At 39.7% G+C, this 18488-nt stretch carries 15 protein-coding genes; 7 read left to right on the top strand and 8 right to left on the bottom strand.

Translation table 11 applies throughout. The features are described from left to right. The first annotated feature begins 327 nt into the window (after positions 1-327). Positions 328-666 carry a hypothetical protein gene (locus tag DC53_RS22130; RefSeq protein ID WP_167331235.1) on the top strand — a complete coding sequence of 113 codons (339 nt, stop codon included), beginning with the start codon at positions 328-330 and terminating at the stop codon, positions 664-666. 55 nt (positions 667-721) lie between these two features. Here DC53_RS22130 and DC53_RS12190 read toward each other — a convergent pair whose 3' ends face one another. Continuing rightward, on the bottom strand, positions 722-2359 hold the full coding sequence (locus DC53_RS12190; protein WP_033029267.1) for an endonuclease: 1638 nt from the start codon (positions 2357-2359) through the stop codon (positions 722-724). A gap of 305 nt (positions 2360-2664) precedes the next feature. On the opposite strand from DC53_RS12190, the gene DC53_RS12195 reads away from it, so the two are divergent. From DC53_RS12195 to DC53_RS12210, 4 genes are all read left to right on the top strand, one after another. Then, on the top strand, positions 2665-4479 hold the full coding sequence (locus tag DC53_RS12195) for an assimilatory sulfite reductase (NADPH) flavoprotein subunit (protein ID WP_033029265.1): 1815 nt from the start codon (positions 2665-2667) through the stop codon (positions 4477-4479). A 61-nt stretch (positions 4480-4540) separates the two neighbouring features. Beyond that, entirely contained in the window at positions 4541-6238 is a 1698-nt protein-coding gene (gene cysI, locus DC53_RS12200; protein ID WP_033029263.1) for an assimilatory sulfite reductase (NADPH) hemoprotein subunit, read from the top strand. A gap of 42 nt (positions 6239-6280) precedes the next feature. Continuing rightward, positions 6281-7021, top strand: a complete 741-nt coding sequence (locus tag DC53_RS12205) for a phosphoadenylyl-sulfate reductase (protein ID WP_033029261.1) — start codon at positions 6281-6283, stop codon at positions 7019-7021. 131 nt (positions 7022-7152) lie between these two features. Continuing rightward, positions 7153-7674, top strand: coding sequence for a DUF4124 domain-containing protein (locus tag DC53_RS12210; RefSeq protein ID WP_007376199.1), 522 nt, complete (start codon positions 7153-7155; stop codon positions 7672-7674). Positions 7675-7919: 245 nt separating this feature from the next. Here DC53_RS12210 and acnA read toward each other — a convergent pair whose 3' ends face one another. Together acnA and DC53_RS12220 are read right to left on the bottom strand one after the other, a co-directional pair. Next, entirely contained in the window at positions 7920-10664 is a 2745-nt protein-coding gene (acnA, locus tag DC53_RS12215) for an aconitate hydratase AcnA (RefSeq protein ID WP_033029259.1), read from the bottom strand. Positions 10665-11401: 737 nt separating this feature from the next. Beyond that, positions 11402-11785 (bottom strand): RNA-binding S4 domain-containing protein, encoded by a 384-nt coding sequence (locus DC53_RS12220; RefSeq protein ID WP_008133330.1) that lies wholly within the window; start codon positions 11783-11785, stop codon positions 11402-11404. A gap of 245 nt (positions 11786-12030) precedes the next feature. On the opposite strand from DC53_RS12220, the gene DC53_RS12225 reads away from it, so the two are divergent. Next, positions 12031-12318 carry a hypothetical protein gene (locus DC53_RS12225; protein ID WP_007582180.1) on the top strand — a complete coding sequence of 96 codons (288 nt, stop codon included), beginning with the start codon at positions 12031-12033 and terminating at the stop codon, positions 12316-12318. A 56-nt stretch (positions 12319-12374) separates the two neighbouring features. Next, positions 12375-13040 carry a hypothetical protein gene (locus DC53_RS12230; protein WP_033029256.1) on the top strand — a complete coding sequence of 222 codons (666 nt, stop codon included), beginning with the start codon at positions 12375-12377 and terminating at the stop codon, positions 13038-13040. A gap of 9 nt (positions 13041-13049) precedes the next feature. Here DC53_RS12230 and DC53_RS12235 read toward each other — a convergent pair whose 3' ends face one another. The 5 genes from DC53_RS12235 to glnA all read right to left on the bottom strand — a co-directional run bounded on the left by DC53_RS12235 (position 13050) and on the right by glnA (position 18298). Then, positions 13050-13508, bottom strand: coding sequence for a Crp/Fnr family transcriptional regulator (locus tag DC53_RS12235; protein ID WP_008133336.1), 459 nt, complete (start codon positions 13506-13508; stop codon positions 13050-13052). Positions 13509-13537: 29 nt separating this feature from the next. Continuing rightward, on the bottom strand, positions 13538-14923 hold the full coding sequence (gene ntrC / locus DC53_RS12240) for a nitrogen regulation protein NR(I) (protein WP_008133337.1): 1386 nt from the start codon (positions 14921-14923) through the stop codon (positions 13538-13540). A gap of 14 nt (positions 14924-14937) precedes the next feature. Then, on the bottom strand, positions 14938-16008 hold the full coding sequence (gene glnL / locus DC53_RS12245) for a nitrogen regulation protein NR(II) (protein WP_008133339.1): 1071 nt from the start codon (positions 16006-16008) through the stop codon (positions 14938-14940). A 238-nt stretch (positions 16009-16246) separates the two neighbouring features. Continuing rightward, positions 16247-16777, bottom strand: a complete 531-nt coding sequence (locus DC53_RS12250; RefSeq protein WP_033029254.1) for a DUF4124 domain-containing protein — start codon at positions 16775-16777, stop codon at positions 16247-16249. Between the two features lie 114 nt (positions 16778-16891). After that, on the bottom strand, positions 16892-18298 hold the full coding sequence (gene glnA, locus DC53_RS12255; RefSeq protein WP_007376208.1) for a glutamate--ammonia ligase: 1407 nt from the start codon (positions 18296-18298) through the stop codon (positions 16892-16894). Positions 18299-18488 lie beyond the last annotated feature (190 nt).

The following is an 18488-nucleotide window of genomic DNA, read 5'->3' as shown; positions in this document are numbered from 1 at the left end:
TTGCCTAAAGCTGAAAATTCAACCTCGAAAGATAAACACGCTCTAGTTTTTATATAAGTTAACCTAAACTCTGGATAATAAATTTATCTCGAGCAGCTACTTTCAGCGCTAACTGCGTTGAATTTACCTACAATAGGCAGCTATTGGCGCGTAAATTCGTCTTGTTTTCACTGAAAATCTCTAGCTAGAGAAATAAATTTAAATATCACCATGATTCAATACGTTAGTAAATCTCTTAACCAGAGTTCAGGTTAAGTTATTTAAAGTGCTTTACCTCAACTTAACTTGAGCTTTTATGATGTGTTTTTTATTTTAGTAATAAGTGATATGTATACCATTCAAAGTTATTTATTAAGCTTAGGGATTACTCAATACCAGCCATCTATCGAGCAGATACAAAATATTGTGAAATTAGTTCAGCACTCTTTTAAATCACCGAATATATTTACGATAAACGCTCTAGATTGGGCTAATAACAATAAGCGAAAACCATTTACGAGTGCTGAACTTACGTTGCTTTCAGGACTGTTGGTTAACGTTGGTTATAAGTTATCAATGTACTCAGCTAAGCAAGTTGTTGTAGTGCATAATCGGCAAAGTCTACTTATTACTTTTGGGAAAAGCGGTTTTAGTACTAAGGATGGCAGTAATGTGGTCTTTCAATAGTGGGTAATAAAAAAGCCTCAGAAAATGCTGAGGCTCTTACTTTATTTATTCGCTATTACCAAATCATCTCTACAAATTCAGGATGGTCGATATATGGATTACGATTACCTTGAAATTCATAAGCGGCTTGGTTGCGATCTAGCTCCATTTGGCTCACAGGATCACTGTTATGCCAGTTGAGCAGCATGGCTACAACCCAGCTTTCAAATACTTGGTTGCGTGAACCGTTAAGTACTGCGTTGCTTGAGGTAGTTATATTTTGCCAAGAGCCAATTACATTTTCGTAGCGTGTTGCCATATAAAAATAAGCGCGTGCAAAGTCACCTTTAAATTCATCAATTGGCTCAAATACAGTACCTGAGTAATTTAATGAGCTTGTAGCTGAACCTAATTTGCTGCCGTTAGTGGATGTAAATGAAGCACTTGATACTTCACCAAATGGATAGTTACTACGCTTTGAGTTTACATAACCATCGGTTGCGTAAATATGGTGAACATCTGAGTTCATAGGTTCAATAGTGCCGCCAAACCAACTTTTCGGAAATGAATGCTCACGGTTGTAACAGCCGCCTTCTCCACTATAGTTACCGCACTGATCGCTCACGGCTGTATAGTTATAGCTGTCTGAACCGTTTGGCTTTTCGCTATACATATCTAAAATACTATTATCGTTTTCAAAGTATTTATCACGTGCTGATGAATCATAAAAATTCCAAATCGCCGAATAACCCTGTGCATTATGATCTTTAGTAATATTATAAAGCTCAGTTTTCAACGCATAGCCAGTTAAGCCCTGTGTCGTTACATAATAACCAGTGGGTGTTGGATTAGTTCCGCCAGAGCCATTACCAGGTTCTGTACCAGAATTTCCTAACTCAAAAGCTGAGCTGTCTGTATTGCTAAAGCTCGCACCGCTGGCAAGAGTGATAGAGCCTTGCTTAAGTGTATAGCTACCATTACCAGTAGAGCAACACATGCCATCACCATAACTATCACTAATTACAAGCGTGTATGCCCCATCAGTTAAGCATATTTGTTCATCATACTGAGTGTTTGACTCATAACCACCACCGTTAGCAATTGAACTACCTTGACTATTATTAATAGACCAACTTGTTTCGCTGCCATAATTATCGGTATTAAGCGTTAGGGTAAGGCTATTGTCAGAACAGCTTGTTGATGAGCCACCATCGCTATTTGGTAAAAAATTATCTACGTAGACAATTTCGCTACCGTCAAATCCACTAACATCATAAAAACGCAGACCCACGTTAATTGTTTTGCTGCTACTTGCTGTGTAGCTATGGCTGATTTTTTGCCATTGATTCGTTTGCGCCTCATTTGAATAGCCTTGGTAACCATCGACATACAAACGGGCTTTAATTTTACCTTCCGTATGGTAAATATCAGCAGAAAAATCGTAAATTTGACCTGCTTCAACAGCAATTTGCTGTAGTAAATCCGTGTTACTTTGCGAACCAGTTGTTACATTTACAGCAGCAGAGCTACTATCGCTTTTCACTGTGCTAGTTGAGCGTGATAAGTTAATACCGCTATCTATAGTAGTCCATGATGCAGGTGTATTTCCTGACCACTGTTCAAAGCTACCATTAGCTACATTGGCCATTACTGGCAGTGAGCCGAGTAATAAAGCCGTACTAAGTAGTTTGTTTTTATATGTCCCGTATGACATGAGTATTCCTATTTTTTATTTTGAATGGAGAATATACCTTATATTAGTTTGGTTACAAAATTGTTAATTTAAAATTCGATAAAAAGCAATAATAAGTCTTTAATCTGTTTTTGAAGGTAATTTTATAAATTAATAACTAAATGGAATATCAAAGCAGATTCTATTCTTTTTTTATCTATGCAGACCCCGTTATCCTACATACTTAGAAAACCTCAACAGATACACTCTGGATGAGGTAAAACTCATTTTTTAACAATACATAAAGTGTATTGTGTTTAATTTTCAGGGTTATGGGGAATCGATTCATGTTGTTAGGTCAACTAAATGCTGCGGCAAGTCCGCTATCGCAAGAGCAAGTACAGAAGCTGCAAGGTTTAGTGGCTGAACTTAATCCAATTCAACAAGCGTGGGTAAGTGGTTACTTAGCTGCTAATGCTAATTCAGCTGCGCTAGGAGCTCCTATTTCAGGCGCACAGGCTAATGGCGATTCTGCAGCACTAACTATTTTATATGGTTCGCAAACGGGTAATGCAAAAGGTGTTGCTACCAAAATGAAAGAGCAGGCCGAATCACGAGGCCTAGCAGTTAAATTGGTTAGCATGTCTGATTACAAACCAACAGCCCTGAAAAAAGAAAAGTTTTTAACTATCGTTGTATCTACTTACGGCGAAGGTGAGCCACCAGAAGACGCAGAAACACTCCACGAATTTTTAGCCACTAAAAAAGCGCCAAAACTAGACGATGTAAAAATAGCGGTTATTGGTTTGGGTGATTCTAGCTATGAGTTTTTCTGTCAAACAGCAAAAGACTTTGAAGAGCGCTTAAATAAACTTGGTGCACAAACTATATATCAACGTGCTGATTTAGATGTAGATTACGAAGATGAAGCTGCAACATGGATCGCCGGTGCACTTGATGCATTTGAGCCAGATTTAAAAGCGCAGCAAGATGCCGCCGGCGGTCAAGCTTTAGCTATGCCTTTTGGTTCACCAACTACCGCTTCAAGCCAATATACAAAACAAAATCCATTTGAAGCAGAGCTTTTAACAGTTCAAAAAATTACCGGTCGCGACTCAACTAAAGATGTACGCCACGTTGAAATTTCACTTGAAGGTTCAGACATTACTTATACACCAGGTGATTCATTAGGTGTGTACTTTTTAAATGACGATGTATTAGTTGATGAAGTACTTACACTCACTCAAATAGATGCAGCAAGCATTGTAAAAGTAGGTGATGAAGAGCTAAGCGTACGCGGCGCACTTATTGAAAAACTAGAGCTGACTCAGTCATACCCAGGTTTTGTAGAAAAATACGCAACAGCAACAGGTACGCCTGAATTATTAAAGCTTGTGGAAGATAAAGCTGCAATGCGTGCGTATATTGAACCTCGCCAGATATTTGATGTAATTCGCCAAAATCCAGCAAAAATTGATGCGCAAACATTAGTCGATTGCCTACGTAAGCTGCAAGCTCGCTTGTACTCAATTGCATCTAGTCAAGCAGAGGTTGAAGACGAAGTGCATTTAACTCTAGGCTTAGTTGAGTTTGATGCGTTTGATAGTGAGCACTTAGGTGGTTGTTCGGGTTACTTAACTCGCCGAGCTGAAGAAGGCTGTAAAGTTAAAGTATTTAGCGAACATAACGATAACTTCCGCCTACCAACTAACGATGATACACCGGTGATCATGGTTGGCCCAGGTACGGGCATTGCGCCGTTCCGTGCATTTTTACAAGAGCGTGATGCGCGTGAAGCACAAGGTAAAAATTGGTTGTTTTTTGGTAACCCACATTTCACTCAAGACTTTTTATACCAAGTAGAAATACAGGGTTATTTAAAATCGGGCCTACTTAATAAAGTAGATGTTGCATTTAGCCGCGACCAAGCAGAAAAAGTATACGTGCAAGACAAGTTGCGCAGTAACAGTAAAGACGTGTTTGAATGGTTGGAAGCTGGCGCTCATTTTTACATTTGTGGTGATGCAAATCGCATGGCAAAAGATGTACACAGCGCCTTGGTCGATATCATCAAAGAAAACACAGGTAAGAGCGATGAAGACGCAGAGCAATACTTAAAAGATTTGCGTAGCGCAAACCGCTATCAGAAAGACGTGTATTAATCACGTTTCTTATTTTATTTAACAGCTAACAGCCGTCACTGTAACAAATTTAGGATTTAAAATGAGCGAACAAGATAAAAACGTAAAGCTTTCTGATAACGAGCGTTTGAAAAGAGAAAGTAACTTTTTACGTGGCACCATAGAACAAGATTTAAAAGACGAAATTACCGGTGGCTTTACCGCTGATAACTTTCAGCTAATACGTTTTCACGGTATGTACCAACAGGATGACCGTGATATACGTGGTGAGCGTGCTAAGCAAAAGCTAGAGCCGCTACATAATGTAATGTTACGTGCACGTATGCCTGGCGGTATTATTAAGCCAGAGCAGTGGTTAGCAATTGATAAGTTTGCTGATGAAAAAACAAGCTACGGCAGCATCCGTTTAACAACGCGTCAAACGTTTCAGTTTCATGGTGTGCTAAAGCCAAACATCAAAGGCATGCACCAAATGCTTGATAGCGTGGGCATAGACTCTATTGCTACCGCAGGTGATGTTAACCGTAATGTGCTTTGTACTACTAACCCAGTTGAGTCTGAGCTACATCAAGAGGCTTACGATTGGGCTACAAAGATTTCTGAACATTTATTACCAAAAACAAAAGCGTATGCCGAAATTTGGTTAAATGGCGAAAAAGCAGAAACCACAGAAGAGCCAATTTTAGGATCTAACTACTTACCGCGTAAATTCAAAACAACGGTAACTATTCCGCCTAATAACGAAGTTGATGTTCACGCTAACGATTTAAACTTTGTGGCTATCGCTGATAACGGCAAGCTTGTTGGTTTTAACGTATTAGTGGGCGGTGGCCTTGCCATGACGCACGGCGATACAGCAACTTATCCGCGTAAAGCCGATGACTTTGGTTTTATACCGCTAGAAGATACCTTAAAAATTGCAGAGCATGTTGTATCTGTGCAGCGCGATTGGGGTAATCGTTCAAATCGTAAAAATGCAAAAACTAAATACACATTAGACCGTGTTGGCGTTGATGTATTTAAAGCAGAAGTAGAAAAACGCTCAGGTGTTACGTTTGCACCAAGCCGCCCATTTGAGTTTACTCATCGTGGCGATCGTATTGGTTGGGTTGAAGGCATTGATGGTAAGCACCACTTAACATTATTTATTCAAAGTGGTCGTATTTTAGACTACCCAGACAAGCCGCTTAAAACAGGTTGTCGTAAAATCGCTGAAATTCACCAAGGTGACATGCGTATGACGGCAAACCAAAACCTAATTATTGCTGGCGTACCTGCAGATCAAAAAGCTGTGATTGAAGAGATTGCACGTAGCCATGGCCTGATTGACGACAAAGATTCGCAGCAGCGTAAAAATTCAATGGCGTGTGTTTCACTGCCAACGTGCCCACTTGCAATGGCCGAAGCAGAGCGTTACTTACCAAGCCTAGTAGAAAAAACTGAAGCATTACTTGCAAAGCACGGTATACCAGATGACAGCATTATTATGCGCGTTGTAGGTTGCCCGAACGGCTGTGGCCGCGCAATGCTTGCTGAAGCTGGTTTAGTAGGTAAAGGTCCTGGTAAGTACAACGTTTACTTAGGTGGTAATTTAGAAGGCACGCGTATTCCTAAATTGTACCTTGAGAACGTAGGCGAAGATGTTTACCTAGACGCATTCGATAAGCTAATTGGCCAGTGGGCTAAAGAGCGCAACGACGGTGAGTGTTTTGGTGACTTTGTTATTCGCAAAGGCATTGTTGCTGAAGTAAAAGTATCAGTAACCGATTTTCACGCTTAATTAAATACCAGCGCTAAGCGCTGGTGAGGTTTGGAATTTACCATGAGTGAATTTAAAAACATTTTACAGCTAGATAAACAAAGCCAAGCGGCTATGTTAGCTGATGCTAATGGTTTACTAGCAAATATGAGCGCAGAGCAGCGCGTTGCGTGGGCGCTTGATAACTTACCTGATACGGCCTTTTTATCATCTAGCTTTGGTATTCAAGCGGCGGTAATGCTGCATCTAATGACCTCACAGCGTCCTGATATTCCTGTTGTATTAACCGATACAGGTTATTTGTTTCCTGAAACGTATCAGTTTATTGAGCAAATGAGCGAGCGCTTATCACTTAATTTAAAGGTGTATAGAGCACAGCTTAGTCCTGCATGGCAGGAGGCTAAATTTGGTAAATTATGGGAGCAAGGCGAAGGTGGAATTAAGCAATATAATCAGCTTAATAAAGTAGAGCCAATGACCCGTGCGTTAAAAGAAATAGAAGCGGGTACTTGGTTTAGTGGCCTAAGACGCGATCAATCATCTACACGTGCAGATAAACAGTTTGTAGAAATTAGTCGTGGCACAGTTAAAGTGTACCCGATCATTGAATGGTCGAATCGCGATGTGTATCAGTATCTTACTAAGCATGACTTACCTTATCACCCATTATGGGAGCAAGGTTATGTGTCGATGGGAGATGTACACACTACGCGTAAATTAGAGCCGGGTATGACAGAAGAAGAAACTCGTTTCTTTGGTTTAAATCGTGAGTGTGGGTTACACATTGATGGCGATGGTATTTAACGCGGCACACGTATAGCTAAATCGAAAATAAAAATGCAGCTTCGGCTGCTTTTTTATTGTGAAAAAATTGCCGGATTAAGTATTTTTAATTAGACTCAAAGGATAAAGGATTAATTTAAAGCAGGAACGCTATGAAATACTTTGCCTATTTAGCAATATCAATCATGACTATTGCGCTCATATCTTTATTTTATTTAAAAAAGCCCGATGGTAAAACATGGCTTTCAGTGTCATCAATGAGTGACAAGTCGCATCATATTAAAGAAAAAATAGCGACGCTCACCGGTAATACATTTGATAATGCTGTACATAACGTAAAGCAAGCAAGCGAAAAAATAGTGAGCTCTACAGCCTCAAATAGTAAAATTTTTAAATGGCAAGATGACACAGGTCAATGGCATTTTTCAGACACGCCAAATCCGCATGCAAAAAGCATTGAGGTTAAACTCAATCCAAAAGATATTACAGTTATTGCCGCAGAAGATACGTCTATTTTAAATAACACTCCAAAAGTATCAAGTATGTCAGCAGCATCAGAAACAATAAGTATTTTAGATCCTGATTCTGTTCAAAAGTTATTTGAAGATGCAGGGAGCGTACAAGATAAACTTGAAAAACGTAACAAAGAAATTAATAGCTTAAGCGGTCTATAATAAAGCTAAGGTTTTTATAGGCACGTCGCGATAACGTTTCTCGGCTTCCATGAATAATATGGTTAAATATATCTTTGTCGAAGTGGCAATAGTACCCCTATAGCAATATATGCAGCCGCGACCATTATCCCCTTAATATCATGCTCAACAGTAAAGTAGCTCGATACAATTAATGTATGGCCAGTCACAAAAAGGCCTCCCTTTATTAAAAGGGAGGCCTTTGTTATTTTTAAAACATACTTTGCTTAATCGAGCATATTACGCAGTACATATTGTAAAATGCCGCCGTGTTTGTAGTAATCCCACTCTTTAGGGGTATCAATACGTACATCGGCACTTAAGCTAACTTTTTTACCTTCAGCATTGGTTGCAATAACGGTGACTTCATCGGTTTTATCATACAAGCCATCAATATCAAATTGCTCTTGCCCTGTTAGCCCATGTGACTCGTAGCTTTCACCTTCTTTAAATTGCAGCGGTAATACACCCATACCAATTAAGTTAGAGCGATGAATTCGCTCGTAGCTTTGCGCTACAACCGCTTTGACGCCTAATAAAAGAGAACCTTTAGCTGCCCAGTCGCGAGATGATCCCGTACCGTACTCTTTACCGGCCAAAATAATTAACGGAGTTCCGTTTTTTTGATACTCCATAGCTGCATCATAAATACTTGCTAAGTCATTTTCTGGCTGGGTACGTGTTACACCGCCTTCAGTTCCCGGTGCTAATAAGTTTTTAAGGCGAACGTTGGCGAAAGTACCGCGCATCATTACTTCGTGATTACCACGGCGTGAACCGTACGAGTTAAACTGGCCTTTATCTACGCCGTTTTCTTGCAGGTATAAACCTGCTGGCGCGTCAGCTTTAATAGCGCCCGCCGGAGAAATATGGTCAGTGGTTACTGAATCCCCAAGCTTAGCTAGACAGCGCGCACCTTCAATCGTCGGAATGCCCGGTGGTTCTACTTTCATGCCATCAAAAAAGGGTGCTTTTTTAATGTAGGTTGATGCATCGTCCCAATCATAAAGTTTACCATCAGGTATTTGAATTTGCTGCCAGCGGCTGTCACCTTCATAAACGTTAGCGTAGCTTCTTGCGAACATTTCTTTAGTCACTGTTTCTTTAACTAAGTCACTAACCTCTTTAACGCTTGGCCAAATGTTTTTAAGGTAAATATCGTTGCCGTTAGGATCTTGCGCGAGAGGTTCGTTATATACGTCAATATCTGTTCTACCTGCAATAGCGTACGCTACAACAAGCGGAGGAGACGCTAAAAAGTTCATCTTAACGTCTTGGTGAATACGCCCTTCAAAGTTACGGTTACCTGATAAAATAGAGCTGACCACTAGTTTATGTTTTTGAATCGCGTCTGATATTTCAGTTGCAAGTGGCCCTGAATTACCAATACACGTCGTACAGCCATAGCCTACTAAATTAAAGCCTAGACTTTCTAGGTCACCCATCAAGCCTGCTTTTTCTAAGTAGTCGGTAACTACTTTAGAGCCAGGTGCAAGGGATGTTTTAACCCAAGGTTTTACATTAATACCTAATTGCTTCGCTTTTTTAGCGACCAAACCTGCGGCTAAAATTACACTCGGGTTCGAGGTGTTAGTACAACTGGTTATAGCGGCAATAACACATGCGCCATCGTTTAGCTCAAACTCTTGCCCTTTAAATTTAACTTTAGCGGCGCCCATAAATTGCGCTTCATCAACAGGTTCATCGGGGTTTGTTGCCGGGCCTTCACTTTCGATACGAGCCTGTTCTTCATCACTTTTATCACGACGAGCCATACGCTCATCTTGAAAGCCTTTTAAATGCTCGCTAATAACTTTGCCAGCCTCATTTAAGGCAATTCTGTCTTGAGGACGTTTAGGTCCTGCAAGGCTTGGTACAACATCATCTAATTTAAGCTCGAGTGTGTCGGTGTAATTTGCTTCATCACCGTCGTTACGCCATAAGCCTTGGTGCTTAGCGTAATCTTCAATGAGTTTAAGTTGCTTCTCATCGCGGTTTGTTAAGCGAAGATAGTTAATAGTTTCATCATCAATCGGAAAAATACCACACGTAGCGCCGTACTCTGGTGCCATGTTAGCTATGGTTGCTCTATCAGCGAGTGGTAAATCGGCAAGACCGTCGCCATAAAACTCGACAAATTTACCCACTACACCATGATTACGTAATATCTCTGTTACTGTTAATACTAAATCAGTTGCGGTGGTCCCTTCAGGTAGGCGGCCGCTTAGCTTCATACCCACTACTTGTGGGATGAGTAAGCTAATTGGCTGCCCAAGCATTGCTGCTTCGGCTTCAATACCGCCTACACCCCAACCAAGCACACCTAAGCCATTAATCATGGTGGTGTGAGAGTCAGTCCCTACAAGCGTATCTGGGTAAGCGAATTTTTTGCCGTCGCGCTCTTCATTAAAAACAACGCGCGCTAAATATTCTAGGTTTACTTGGTGAACAATACCGGTTGCGGGTGGCACTACTTTTAAATTATCAAAAGCGGTTTGCCCCCAACGCAAAAATTCGTAACGTTCTTTATTTCGGTCGTATTCAAGCTTTGCATTTAAATCAAAAGCACCCTCGTTACCATAGCCATCTACCTGTACCGAATGGTCAATAACCAGTTCAGCAGGCGATAACGGATTTATTTTTGCAGGATCCCCACCTAGCTTTTCCATTGCGTCACGCATCGCGGCTAAATCTACAATAGCGGGTACGCCGGTAAAGTCTTGCATAACAACACGGGCGGGAGTAAAGGCAACTTCTGATGCAGGCTTTGCTTGAGGATCCCAATTGAGAAGGGCTTGAATGTCTTGTTCTTTAATGTTTGCGCCATCTTCGTTACGAAGGAGGTTTTCGAGTAATACTTTTAAGGAAAAGGGCAATCGTTTTGCTTTGTCACCAAGTCCTTTTAGAGAATGAATATGGTATTGCTCACCATTAATTGTGAGCTGATGTTGGGTGTCGAAACTATTATTCATTATTTGCCCCTTTATGAATTATAAAAATATTTTGAAGAGTGACCTCTGTAGTGCTTGAGTTGCAAAGTACATACCAGCGTAAAAAACCATACTTAGAGAACGAAATTTATACAGTTACCAAGATAGAGATGATGCTGAAAACTTTATTTTCAAGGATGATTTAAAAGAGGGAGGGGGGCCAAACGTTATTCGGCCCATACTGATACCTACTTGATTAAAAAAATGATCATTTTATCGCATTAAATAGCGCACTCACTGCGTTAAAAATTATTTTTATAGAACAACTATATATCGTAATTTCGCCTCGTGATTACGCTATTTTCTTAGCGTTATAATAGCCCACTAATTTAATGCAATTGGTATAATTACTGTAACCAGCCTTGTTGCGTAACTTTAACACTAACACAAAGTAAAACCGGCCAAAAGTGCCTCTTAATACGGCAATAGTAAATGTAATGATTAACTAAATAGGAATGTTAGAATGCGCAGCTTGTTGATTTATAGTTGGTTTAATTATCATCTTGGGAGTCATTATCTACATAAAAATACAATAACGCCAAGTAAGTTCCATACGAGTTAATGCCTATACAGCAGGTTTAAACCAATGTTGGGATGTATTGACAGGCATGTAACCACCTTATTTTTATTATTTACTAACACGCCCTAGGTTATTGAAGAGTAAAAAGGCCAACTATATAAGTTGGCCTTTTTATATAAAAAGAGGGGGTTTTAAATACTTAACCAAATGAAATAGGACGACGTCCTGTTTTGTCATCTACTTTTGGCTTTTTAGTTCGCTTACGCTTACTTTTAGCAGGCTGAACTGTTGGTTGAGAGACCGCCGGCTTTGGTTCAGTGTGAGTTTGTACAGCAGGTTTTTCTGCAGGGATTGCATCCGCACTTAGTGATAGTTGAAAAAACTCACCATCAAACTCTAACACATCACCACTGTATAATTTTTTCCGTTTAATTGTACAAATTTCATGGTTAACACCCACATAGCCTTCAGTTATTAGGTTTTTAGCTTGGCCGCCACCTTCAACTAAGTTTAGTACTTTTAATAATTTACAGAGCTCAATCGGCTCTTCTTCTAATTCTATTTCTATGTATTCTTCGTTCATATTTGCTCTCGGTGGGGTAACGCACAAGCTTTAGTATAAAGGCTTGCAGCTACTTTTGCACCAAAGCAAGTGACTTTAGCTAATTGTAATAGGTAAATAGTTATGAAAGTTTTTATGTATTTTGTCTGTCTTTAAAAAAACTGAAGCAATTGAAGGTTAAGCTCTGCAGCAGTTAATTTTACGTATGGCCTGCTAATTGCTAAAACTTTGGCGGAATAAATATTTTTCATTAAATGGAGTAGGAAATGGGCGTAAGATTAGCAATGAAAAAAGAGCTAATGGGATTAGATAATTCAGGTATGTTAACTGCTGACGATGTTAGAGAGCACCTTGCTAATTCTGTAAAAAAGCAAGCTGATCAAGATGAGCGCGGTTTTTCTGTAATTTCAAAATTCAATGATACCCATAGCCGTTTAGTTAGTGGTGATGCCACGAGAAAAACAAAACTTGAATTTGAACGTCATCGTTTGTTTAAAGAAGTTTTATATACTCGCAAAAGTGTTGATGCTTGGTTAGATAGCCAAACAAATTAAATTGCCATAAATAGTTACCTTTAATAGACTACAATTGTAATCAAAAAGGGGTAACTATGAAAAATGGAATTTTAATATGTGTGTTGGCATCACTATTAGCTGCGTGCCAACAACCTACCGTGTATGTATTTAGTGAAAACTTGCAAGATGAACAGCGCAATCAGCTCGATGCTGCGCTAAAAGCACAATCGCTCCCTTATGAATATGTTGAGCTGGCAATTCCATCAGAGTTTAGTGAAGCCACATTACTCTTATCAAGCGATAAAATTTACCCAAAAGAGACTGAGAAGTTAGCTACTATTATGCAGGGGCTAGGTTACGAGCCACAAGTTAACTATACAACGCGTTCAAATCATTTTTATGGTGATGGCAATATAGGCTTTTATCTAAAAAATGCAGTGGCGGGTACAACCTTTGTTATGCCTAAAAAGTTACGAACAACTCAATGTAGCGAAGACAAGTACAATGATTTAGCGGTCAAATTTGCAAATGAACATGTTGAATTTACACTACCAAGTGGCGCAATAGTTAGGCTGAGTTGGGAGTATTTATATGGTTACGTTGTCATTTATTACAAAAATTATTCGCAAACATACAGTCACTCACGACCACTTATAAATACGCCCTTTGGCGCCAAACCATCCGATACTTACAGGTTTACAGCTCACGTTAATAACCCCAACTGGCTTGATTGCTCACTACAAATTGTTTATATGGACTGAGTGATAGAGTTAACCGTGGGTTTCTATATGCTCACTTAGTTTTGCAATTCGTTCGCTCATGCCCTCGATAATACGGTCTTTAATTTTTTCACGTATAACATTAGGTAAACGAGTCAATGCTTCAGGAGTTATAGCGAGTACGATAGTGTCGCTTTTAGCTTGGGCATTGGTACTTCTTTGTCTGTTACCAATAAAGGCGCCTTCACCTATAAATTCACCGGGCTCAATAGTACCTAGTTCTAATAAGTGATTATGCTTAAAGACTAAAAGGGCGCCACTTAGTACAATGTATAAATGTTTGTCGTTATCAAACTGCTTAAATAAAAATTGCTGTTGGTTAACTAAATACAACAGGCCAAACGATTCTAATAATATTTGACGTTCGTTGAGCGTAAACTCTTTAAAAAAGTGTAGCCTGTTTATAATTTCCATTTGTTTGAATAATGGAATATGTTCGATTAGCTTCATCAATAACCAAATTTGTTAGACACGTTTAATTAGCTAATATTGCGCTCTTTTAACTTACGGGTCAACGTGTTGCGTCCCCAGCCAATTTTTATAGCTGCATCTTGTTTATGGCCAGAACAATTGGCGAGAGCTGTTTTTATTAGCCGAGTTTCTAGTTGTGCTTGAATATCGGGCCAAATATTTTCTTTGCCTTGTTTAAGTTCGTGGTTAAGCCATTGTTGAAATGCATCAAGCCAATCACCTTCCTCTTGAATTGGCGAGGCATCAAGGATCTCAGGTGGTAAATCTTGTTCTGTAACAAGTTCACCTGGCGCCATCACAGTAAGCCAACGACACGTATTTTCGAGCTGACGTACATTACCGGGCCAATTAAAGAGTTTAAGCTGCTCTGTTGCTTTAGGGCTGAGTACTTTGCTTTCTACTTGTAAGTCTTTAGCGCTTTTGTGCAAAAAATGTTGCGACAAGCGATCAATATCTTCAGTGCGCTCCCGAAGAGCTGGCAAGCGTAGGCGTACTACGTTTAAACGATGAAATAAATCATCCCTAAATTTACCTTGTTTAACTAAGTCTTCCAGATTTTGATGCGTAGCTGCAATAATGCGTACATCCACCTTTATGCTTTGATGCCCGCCCACACGATAAAATTCACCATCGGCAAGCACGCGCAATAAACGTGTTTGCACATCAAGAGGCATATCACCAATTTCATCTAAAAAAAGCGTGCCGCCATTGGCTTGTTCAAAACGCCCTTTACGCACACTATCAGCGCCCGTAAATGCGCCTTTTTCGTGGCCAAATAATTCTGACTCAACAAGTTCTTTTGGAATTGCGGCCATGTTAAGTGCAATAAATTGATTTTCTTTACGTGGACTATGATTATGCAAGGCGCTGGCGACCAGTTCTTTACCTGTGCCAGACTCACCATTTATTAATACACTCATGCTAGAGGCTGACAGTTTACCTATTGCTCTAAATACCTCTTGCATAGCGGGTGCTTCACCAATTATGTGTGCACTTTTAGGTGGGGCCTGCTTACGTTTAGTTTTTTTTGTAGAGTTTGCTCTAAATGCACTTTCAACAAGAGCAACCGCTTCGTTTAAATCAAACGGTTTAGCTAAATACTCAAAAGCACCTTTTTGAAAGGCATTAACGGCCGAATCTAAATCTGAGTGCGCGGTCATTATAATAACCGGTAGCCCAGGGTTTTGCTCTGCAATAAGCTCAAGTAAAGCCATGCCATCCATGCCAGGCATTTTTACATCAGACACCAAAACAGCTGGTTGGCTAAACTTTAATGCACTTAATACATCTTGCGCATTAGCAAAGCTTTCCGTGTTAAACCCTGCTCGGGTAAGTGCCTTTTCAAGTACAAAGCGAATTGAGGCATCATCATCTACAAGCCAAACTGTTTTCATGCAAACTCCAAACATTAATCTGCAAAGGGCAGATAGATATTAAATTCAGTATGTCCAGGCCAGCTATCACATTCAATATAGCCGTCATGCTGATCAATAAGCGTTTGCGCAATAGAAAGTCCAAGTCCTGAACCACCTTCTTTATTGGTGATCATCGGGTAGAACAATGTTTCGCGTATGCTGTGGTCAATGCCTGGTCCGTTATCAGATATTTGGATCAACAAGGCTTTTTTAGGTGCTTTACCTGGGCGACGATGTTGATGGTTTATGCGGGTTTTTATTTTTATTTCACCGCCATCTACAAGCGCCTGTTGGGCATTTCGAACAATGTTTAATACGACTTGTTGTATTTTGCCTTGGTCAATATATACATCAGGAATACTCGGGTCATAATCCTTCACTAAGCCAATATTAGAACAATTATCTAACGTACTTAGCCTGACAACCGACTCTAGGGTTTGATGAATATTGCCATAAGACTTTTGCGGTAGCTGATTTGGCCCTAAGAGCCTATCTACTAATTCGCGCAATCTATCTGCTTGCTCAATGATAAGCTCAGCGCATTGGTCTCTTTCTTGTTGATCAACTTCATACTGCAATAACTGCGCCGCTCCGCGAATTCCACCTAAAGGATTTTTAATTTCGTGCGCTAAGCCACGAATTAAGTTTCGTGCAGCTTGATATTGATGCATTTGGTTTGATGCTTGGTCGTGCTTTATTTCATCATCTGTTTGGCGCCATTCTAATAATATATATAACGTGTCTTTAAATTTAAGCTGTCTTGAGCTGACTGCTACCTTGGCATGACGAGAATCGCTAAAAACCACGTCAGCTCTATGTTGCTGGCAATCAACGCCATCAATTAATGAATACTGTTCAATACGTTTCAAGTCAATAGAATGGTAATTAAAAAGGCTATCGAAAGGTTGATCTAACAAGCGTTTAGTACCAAGGCCAAGTAACTCACTCGTACTGGTATTAGCATAAACAACAGTAAATTTTTTATCGAGCAACATGACCGCTGTTGTTTGGTTTTGCCAGATAGCGTCAAGCAGTTCTGGGCTGAAAATTTCATTATTAATCATAGTTGCACCATTTTAGTGCGCTAATATTTGCAGGCAATTAATATTAATAAAATGCACTGCTGCGCCTCAGTTTTAAACTTAAATTTAGTTCTTGAATGTTATACCAATCTGCTTAATTAAGTGAGCTATTTTGAGGTATGAAAACCGTGTCGATAACAGGGCAAAAAATTCGTTATTTAGTTGTTCTATATCAGAAATTTTTAACACAGTTAGCGTCAAGCTTAAGCCCTCAAATTGATCAAGTATTATTGCGGATTGGTATTAAGCCCTTTCTGCGCATAAAAAACACATAAGGTTGGCTCACGGCAATAATTTGGTTTTTATTATTCAACAGCTTTACTTGCAATGTATGTTCACCGCGTTCAACATCTTTTATAGCAAAGGTTGAATCATGACTAGCAGGGCCATGTGTTTGACCATCAACAAACAGCTGTATTATTAACCCACTTTCGAACCGTGGTGTTATACGGCTGGTAACATATACCGTGCCTGTATTTTCATGAATTGTCTGATTATGCTCTGGTGACAAAATAGCAATGTTAAACGCTGCTTCTTGGGGTTGAGGTTGGTTATTTAAAATATAAGTATTGGTCGCAGGCATTGTAAGGTGCTGACTTGTAAGCTTTACCTCCGTCGCGCCTTTATGCGGTGTATCTGAGAACACTAACACGCCATTTTTATCTTCCCAAGCGTATATTTTTTTTTCAGCAGCATAGCCATAATTACTTAATCCTAAAGTAATTGTTAGTAATAAAATGTAATTATTCACTCGGCGGTCCTGCGTTTTAGAGTAACTTTACTCTAGTGGAGATTGCTTTGATTTACCATTAAAAAAGCCCGCAGAGCAGCGGGCTTGAGAACACACATATTTTTTACAGCTTAATTAACAGCTGTAGTACATTTCAAACTCAACTGGGTGAGTTGTCATGTTAAGTTTTTCAACTTCTTTAGATTTAAGTGAGATATAAGCATCAATTAAATCATCAGTGAATACACCACCTTGAGTTAAGAATTCACGGTCTGCGCTAAGTGCAGATAGTGCTTCGTCAAGTGATGCTGCAACCGTTGGAATTTCTGCTGCTTCTTCAGCTGGTAAGTCGTATAAATCTTTATCCATAGCATCGCCAGGGTGGATCTTGTTTTTGATACCATCAAGGCCAGCCATAAGCATTGCTGAGAAAGCAAGGTATGGGTTAGCTGTTGGATCTGGGAAGCGTACTTCAATACGACGACCTTTTTCAGATGGAACCACTGGGATACGGATTGATGCAGAACGGTTACGTGCAGAGTATGCAAGCATAACTGGTGCTTCAAAACCTGGTACTAAACGTTTATACGAGTTAGTAGAGGCATTTGCAAAAGCATTGATTGCTTTAGCATGCTTAATGATGCCGCCAATGTAGTAAAGTGCATCTTCAGAAAGACCGCCGTACTTATCACCAGCAAAAAGGTTTACACCATCTTTAGCAAGTGACTGGTGACAATGCATACCAGAACCGTTATCACCAACAACTGGCTTAGGCATAAACGTTGCTGTTTTACCGTATAAGTGAGCCATGTTATGGATAACATATTTCATTTCTTGAATTTCATCCGCCTTTAATACCATTGTATTAAAGCGAGTAGCGATTTCGTTTTGACCTGCTGTTGCTACTTCGTGGTGATGTGCTTCTACTACTTGGCCCATTTCTTCTAGCACTAGACACGTAGCAGAACGCCAATCTTGGAAGTCATCAACTGGAGCAACTGGGAAGTAACCGCCTTTAACACCTGGACGGTGACCTGTGTTGCCATCTGCATATTCTTTATCTGAGTTCCAAGCAGCTTGCTTAGAATCAATTTTATACATAGAACCAGACATGTCTGATTTGTATTTAACATCATCAAATACGAAAAATTCTGGCTCTGGGCCAAATAACACAGTGTCTGCAATACCAGTTGAACGCATGTAATCTTCAGCACGCTTAGCAACTGAGCGTGGGTCACGTTCATAACCTTGAAGTGTTGAAGGTTCAACAACGTCACAACGAACAATTAGTGTTGTTTCTTCTGTGAAAGGGTCTAATTTGATAGAGTCTGCATCTGGTAATAAAACCATGTCTGACTCATTAATGCCTTTCCAACCAGCGATTGAAGAACCATCGAACATTTTACCGTCTTCGAAAAAATCTTCATCAACTTGATGATGAGGAATAGAAACATGTTGTTCTTTACCTTTAGTGTCAGTAAAGCGTAAATCAATGAACTTAACGTCATTTTCTTTAATAAAATCTAAAACCGATTGTGACATGTGTCCTCCAAGTGTGGGGTTTTGTTATTGCTGCATAATTGCTTTAGCACTTATTAAGCTGATTTTGTGCCATTTTTATAACTGCATGTTTATAAATTAAAAAAAATAAGTTGTTATAAAATCCAGCGTAGTGGTGCACTGATTTGGTGCGTAAAATATCCCTTTTGGTGCAATATTTACACGGTGCAAT

Source organism: Pseudoalteromonas fuliginea (assembly GCF_000690055.1).
GTDB classification, from domain to species: Bacteria; Pseudomonadota; Gammaproteobacteria; order Enterobacterales; family Alteromonadaceae; genus Pseudoalteromonas; species Pseudoalteromonas fuliginea.
Note: the sequence above shows the minus strand (reverse complement) of the source record. Positions and strands in the feature narration are given on the sequence as shown.

Coding starts and splice junctions, on each gene's coding strand:
- DC53_RS22130 (WP_167331235.1), top strand. CDS start 328: ATGTATACCATTCAAAGTTATTTATTAAGCTTAGGGATTACTCAATAC.
- DC53_RS12190 (WP_033029267.1), bottom strand. CDS start 2,359: ATGTCATACGGGACATATAAAAACAAACTACTTAGTACGGCTTTATTA.
- DC53_RS12195 (WP_033029265.1), top strand. CDS start 2,665: ATGTTGTTAGGTCAACTAAATGCTGCGGCAAGTCCGCTATCGCAAGAG.
- cysI (WP_033029263.1), top strand. CDS start 4,541: ATGAGCGAACAAGATAAAAACGTAAAGCTTTCTGATAACGAGCGTTTG.
- DC53_RS12205 (WP_033029261.1), top strand. CDS start 6,281: ATGAGTGAATTTAAAAACATTTTACAGCTAGATAAACAAAGCCAAGCG.
- DC53_RS12210 (WP_007376199.1), top strand. CDS start 7,153: ATGAAATACTTTGCCTATTTAGCAATATCAATCATGACTATTGCGCTC.
- acnA (WP_033029259.1), bottom strand. CDS start 10,664: ATGAATAATAGTTTCGACACCCAACATCAGCTCACAATTAATGGTGAG.
- DC53_RS12220 (WP_008133330.1), bottom strand. CDS start 11,785: ATGAACGAAGAATACATAGAAATAGAATTAGAAGAAGAGCCGATTGAG.
- DC53_RS12225 (WP_007582180.1), top strand. CDS start 12,031: ATGGGCGTAAGATTAGCAATGAAAAAAGAGCTAATGGGATTAGATAAT.
- DC53_RS12230 (WP_033029256.1), top strand. CDS start 12,375: ATGAAAAATGGAATTTTAATATGTGTGTTGGCATCACTATTAGCTGCG.
- DC53_RS12235 (WP_008133336.1), bottom strand. CDS start 13,508: ATGAAGCTAATCGAACATATTCCATTATTCAAACAAATGGAAATTATA.
- ntrC (WP_008133337.1), bottom strand. CDS start 14,923: ATGAAAACAGTTTGGCTTGTAGATGATGATGCCTCAATTCGCTTTGTA.
- glnL (WP_008133339.1), bottom strand. CDS start 16,008: ATGATTAATAATGAAATTTTCAGCCCAGAACTGCTTGACGCTATCTGG.
- glnA (WP_007376208.1), bottom strand. CDS start 18,298: ATGTCACAATCGGTTTTAGATTTTATTAAAGAAAATGACGTTAAGTTC.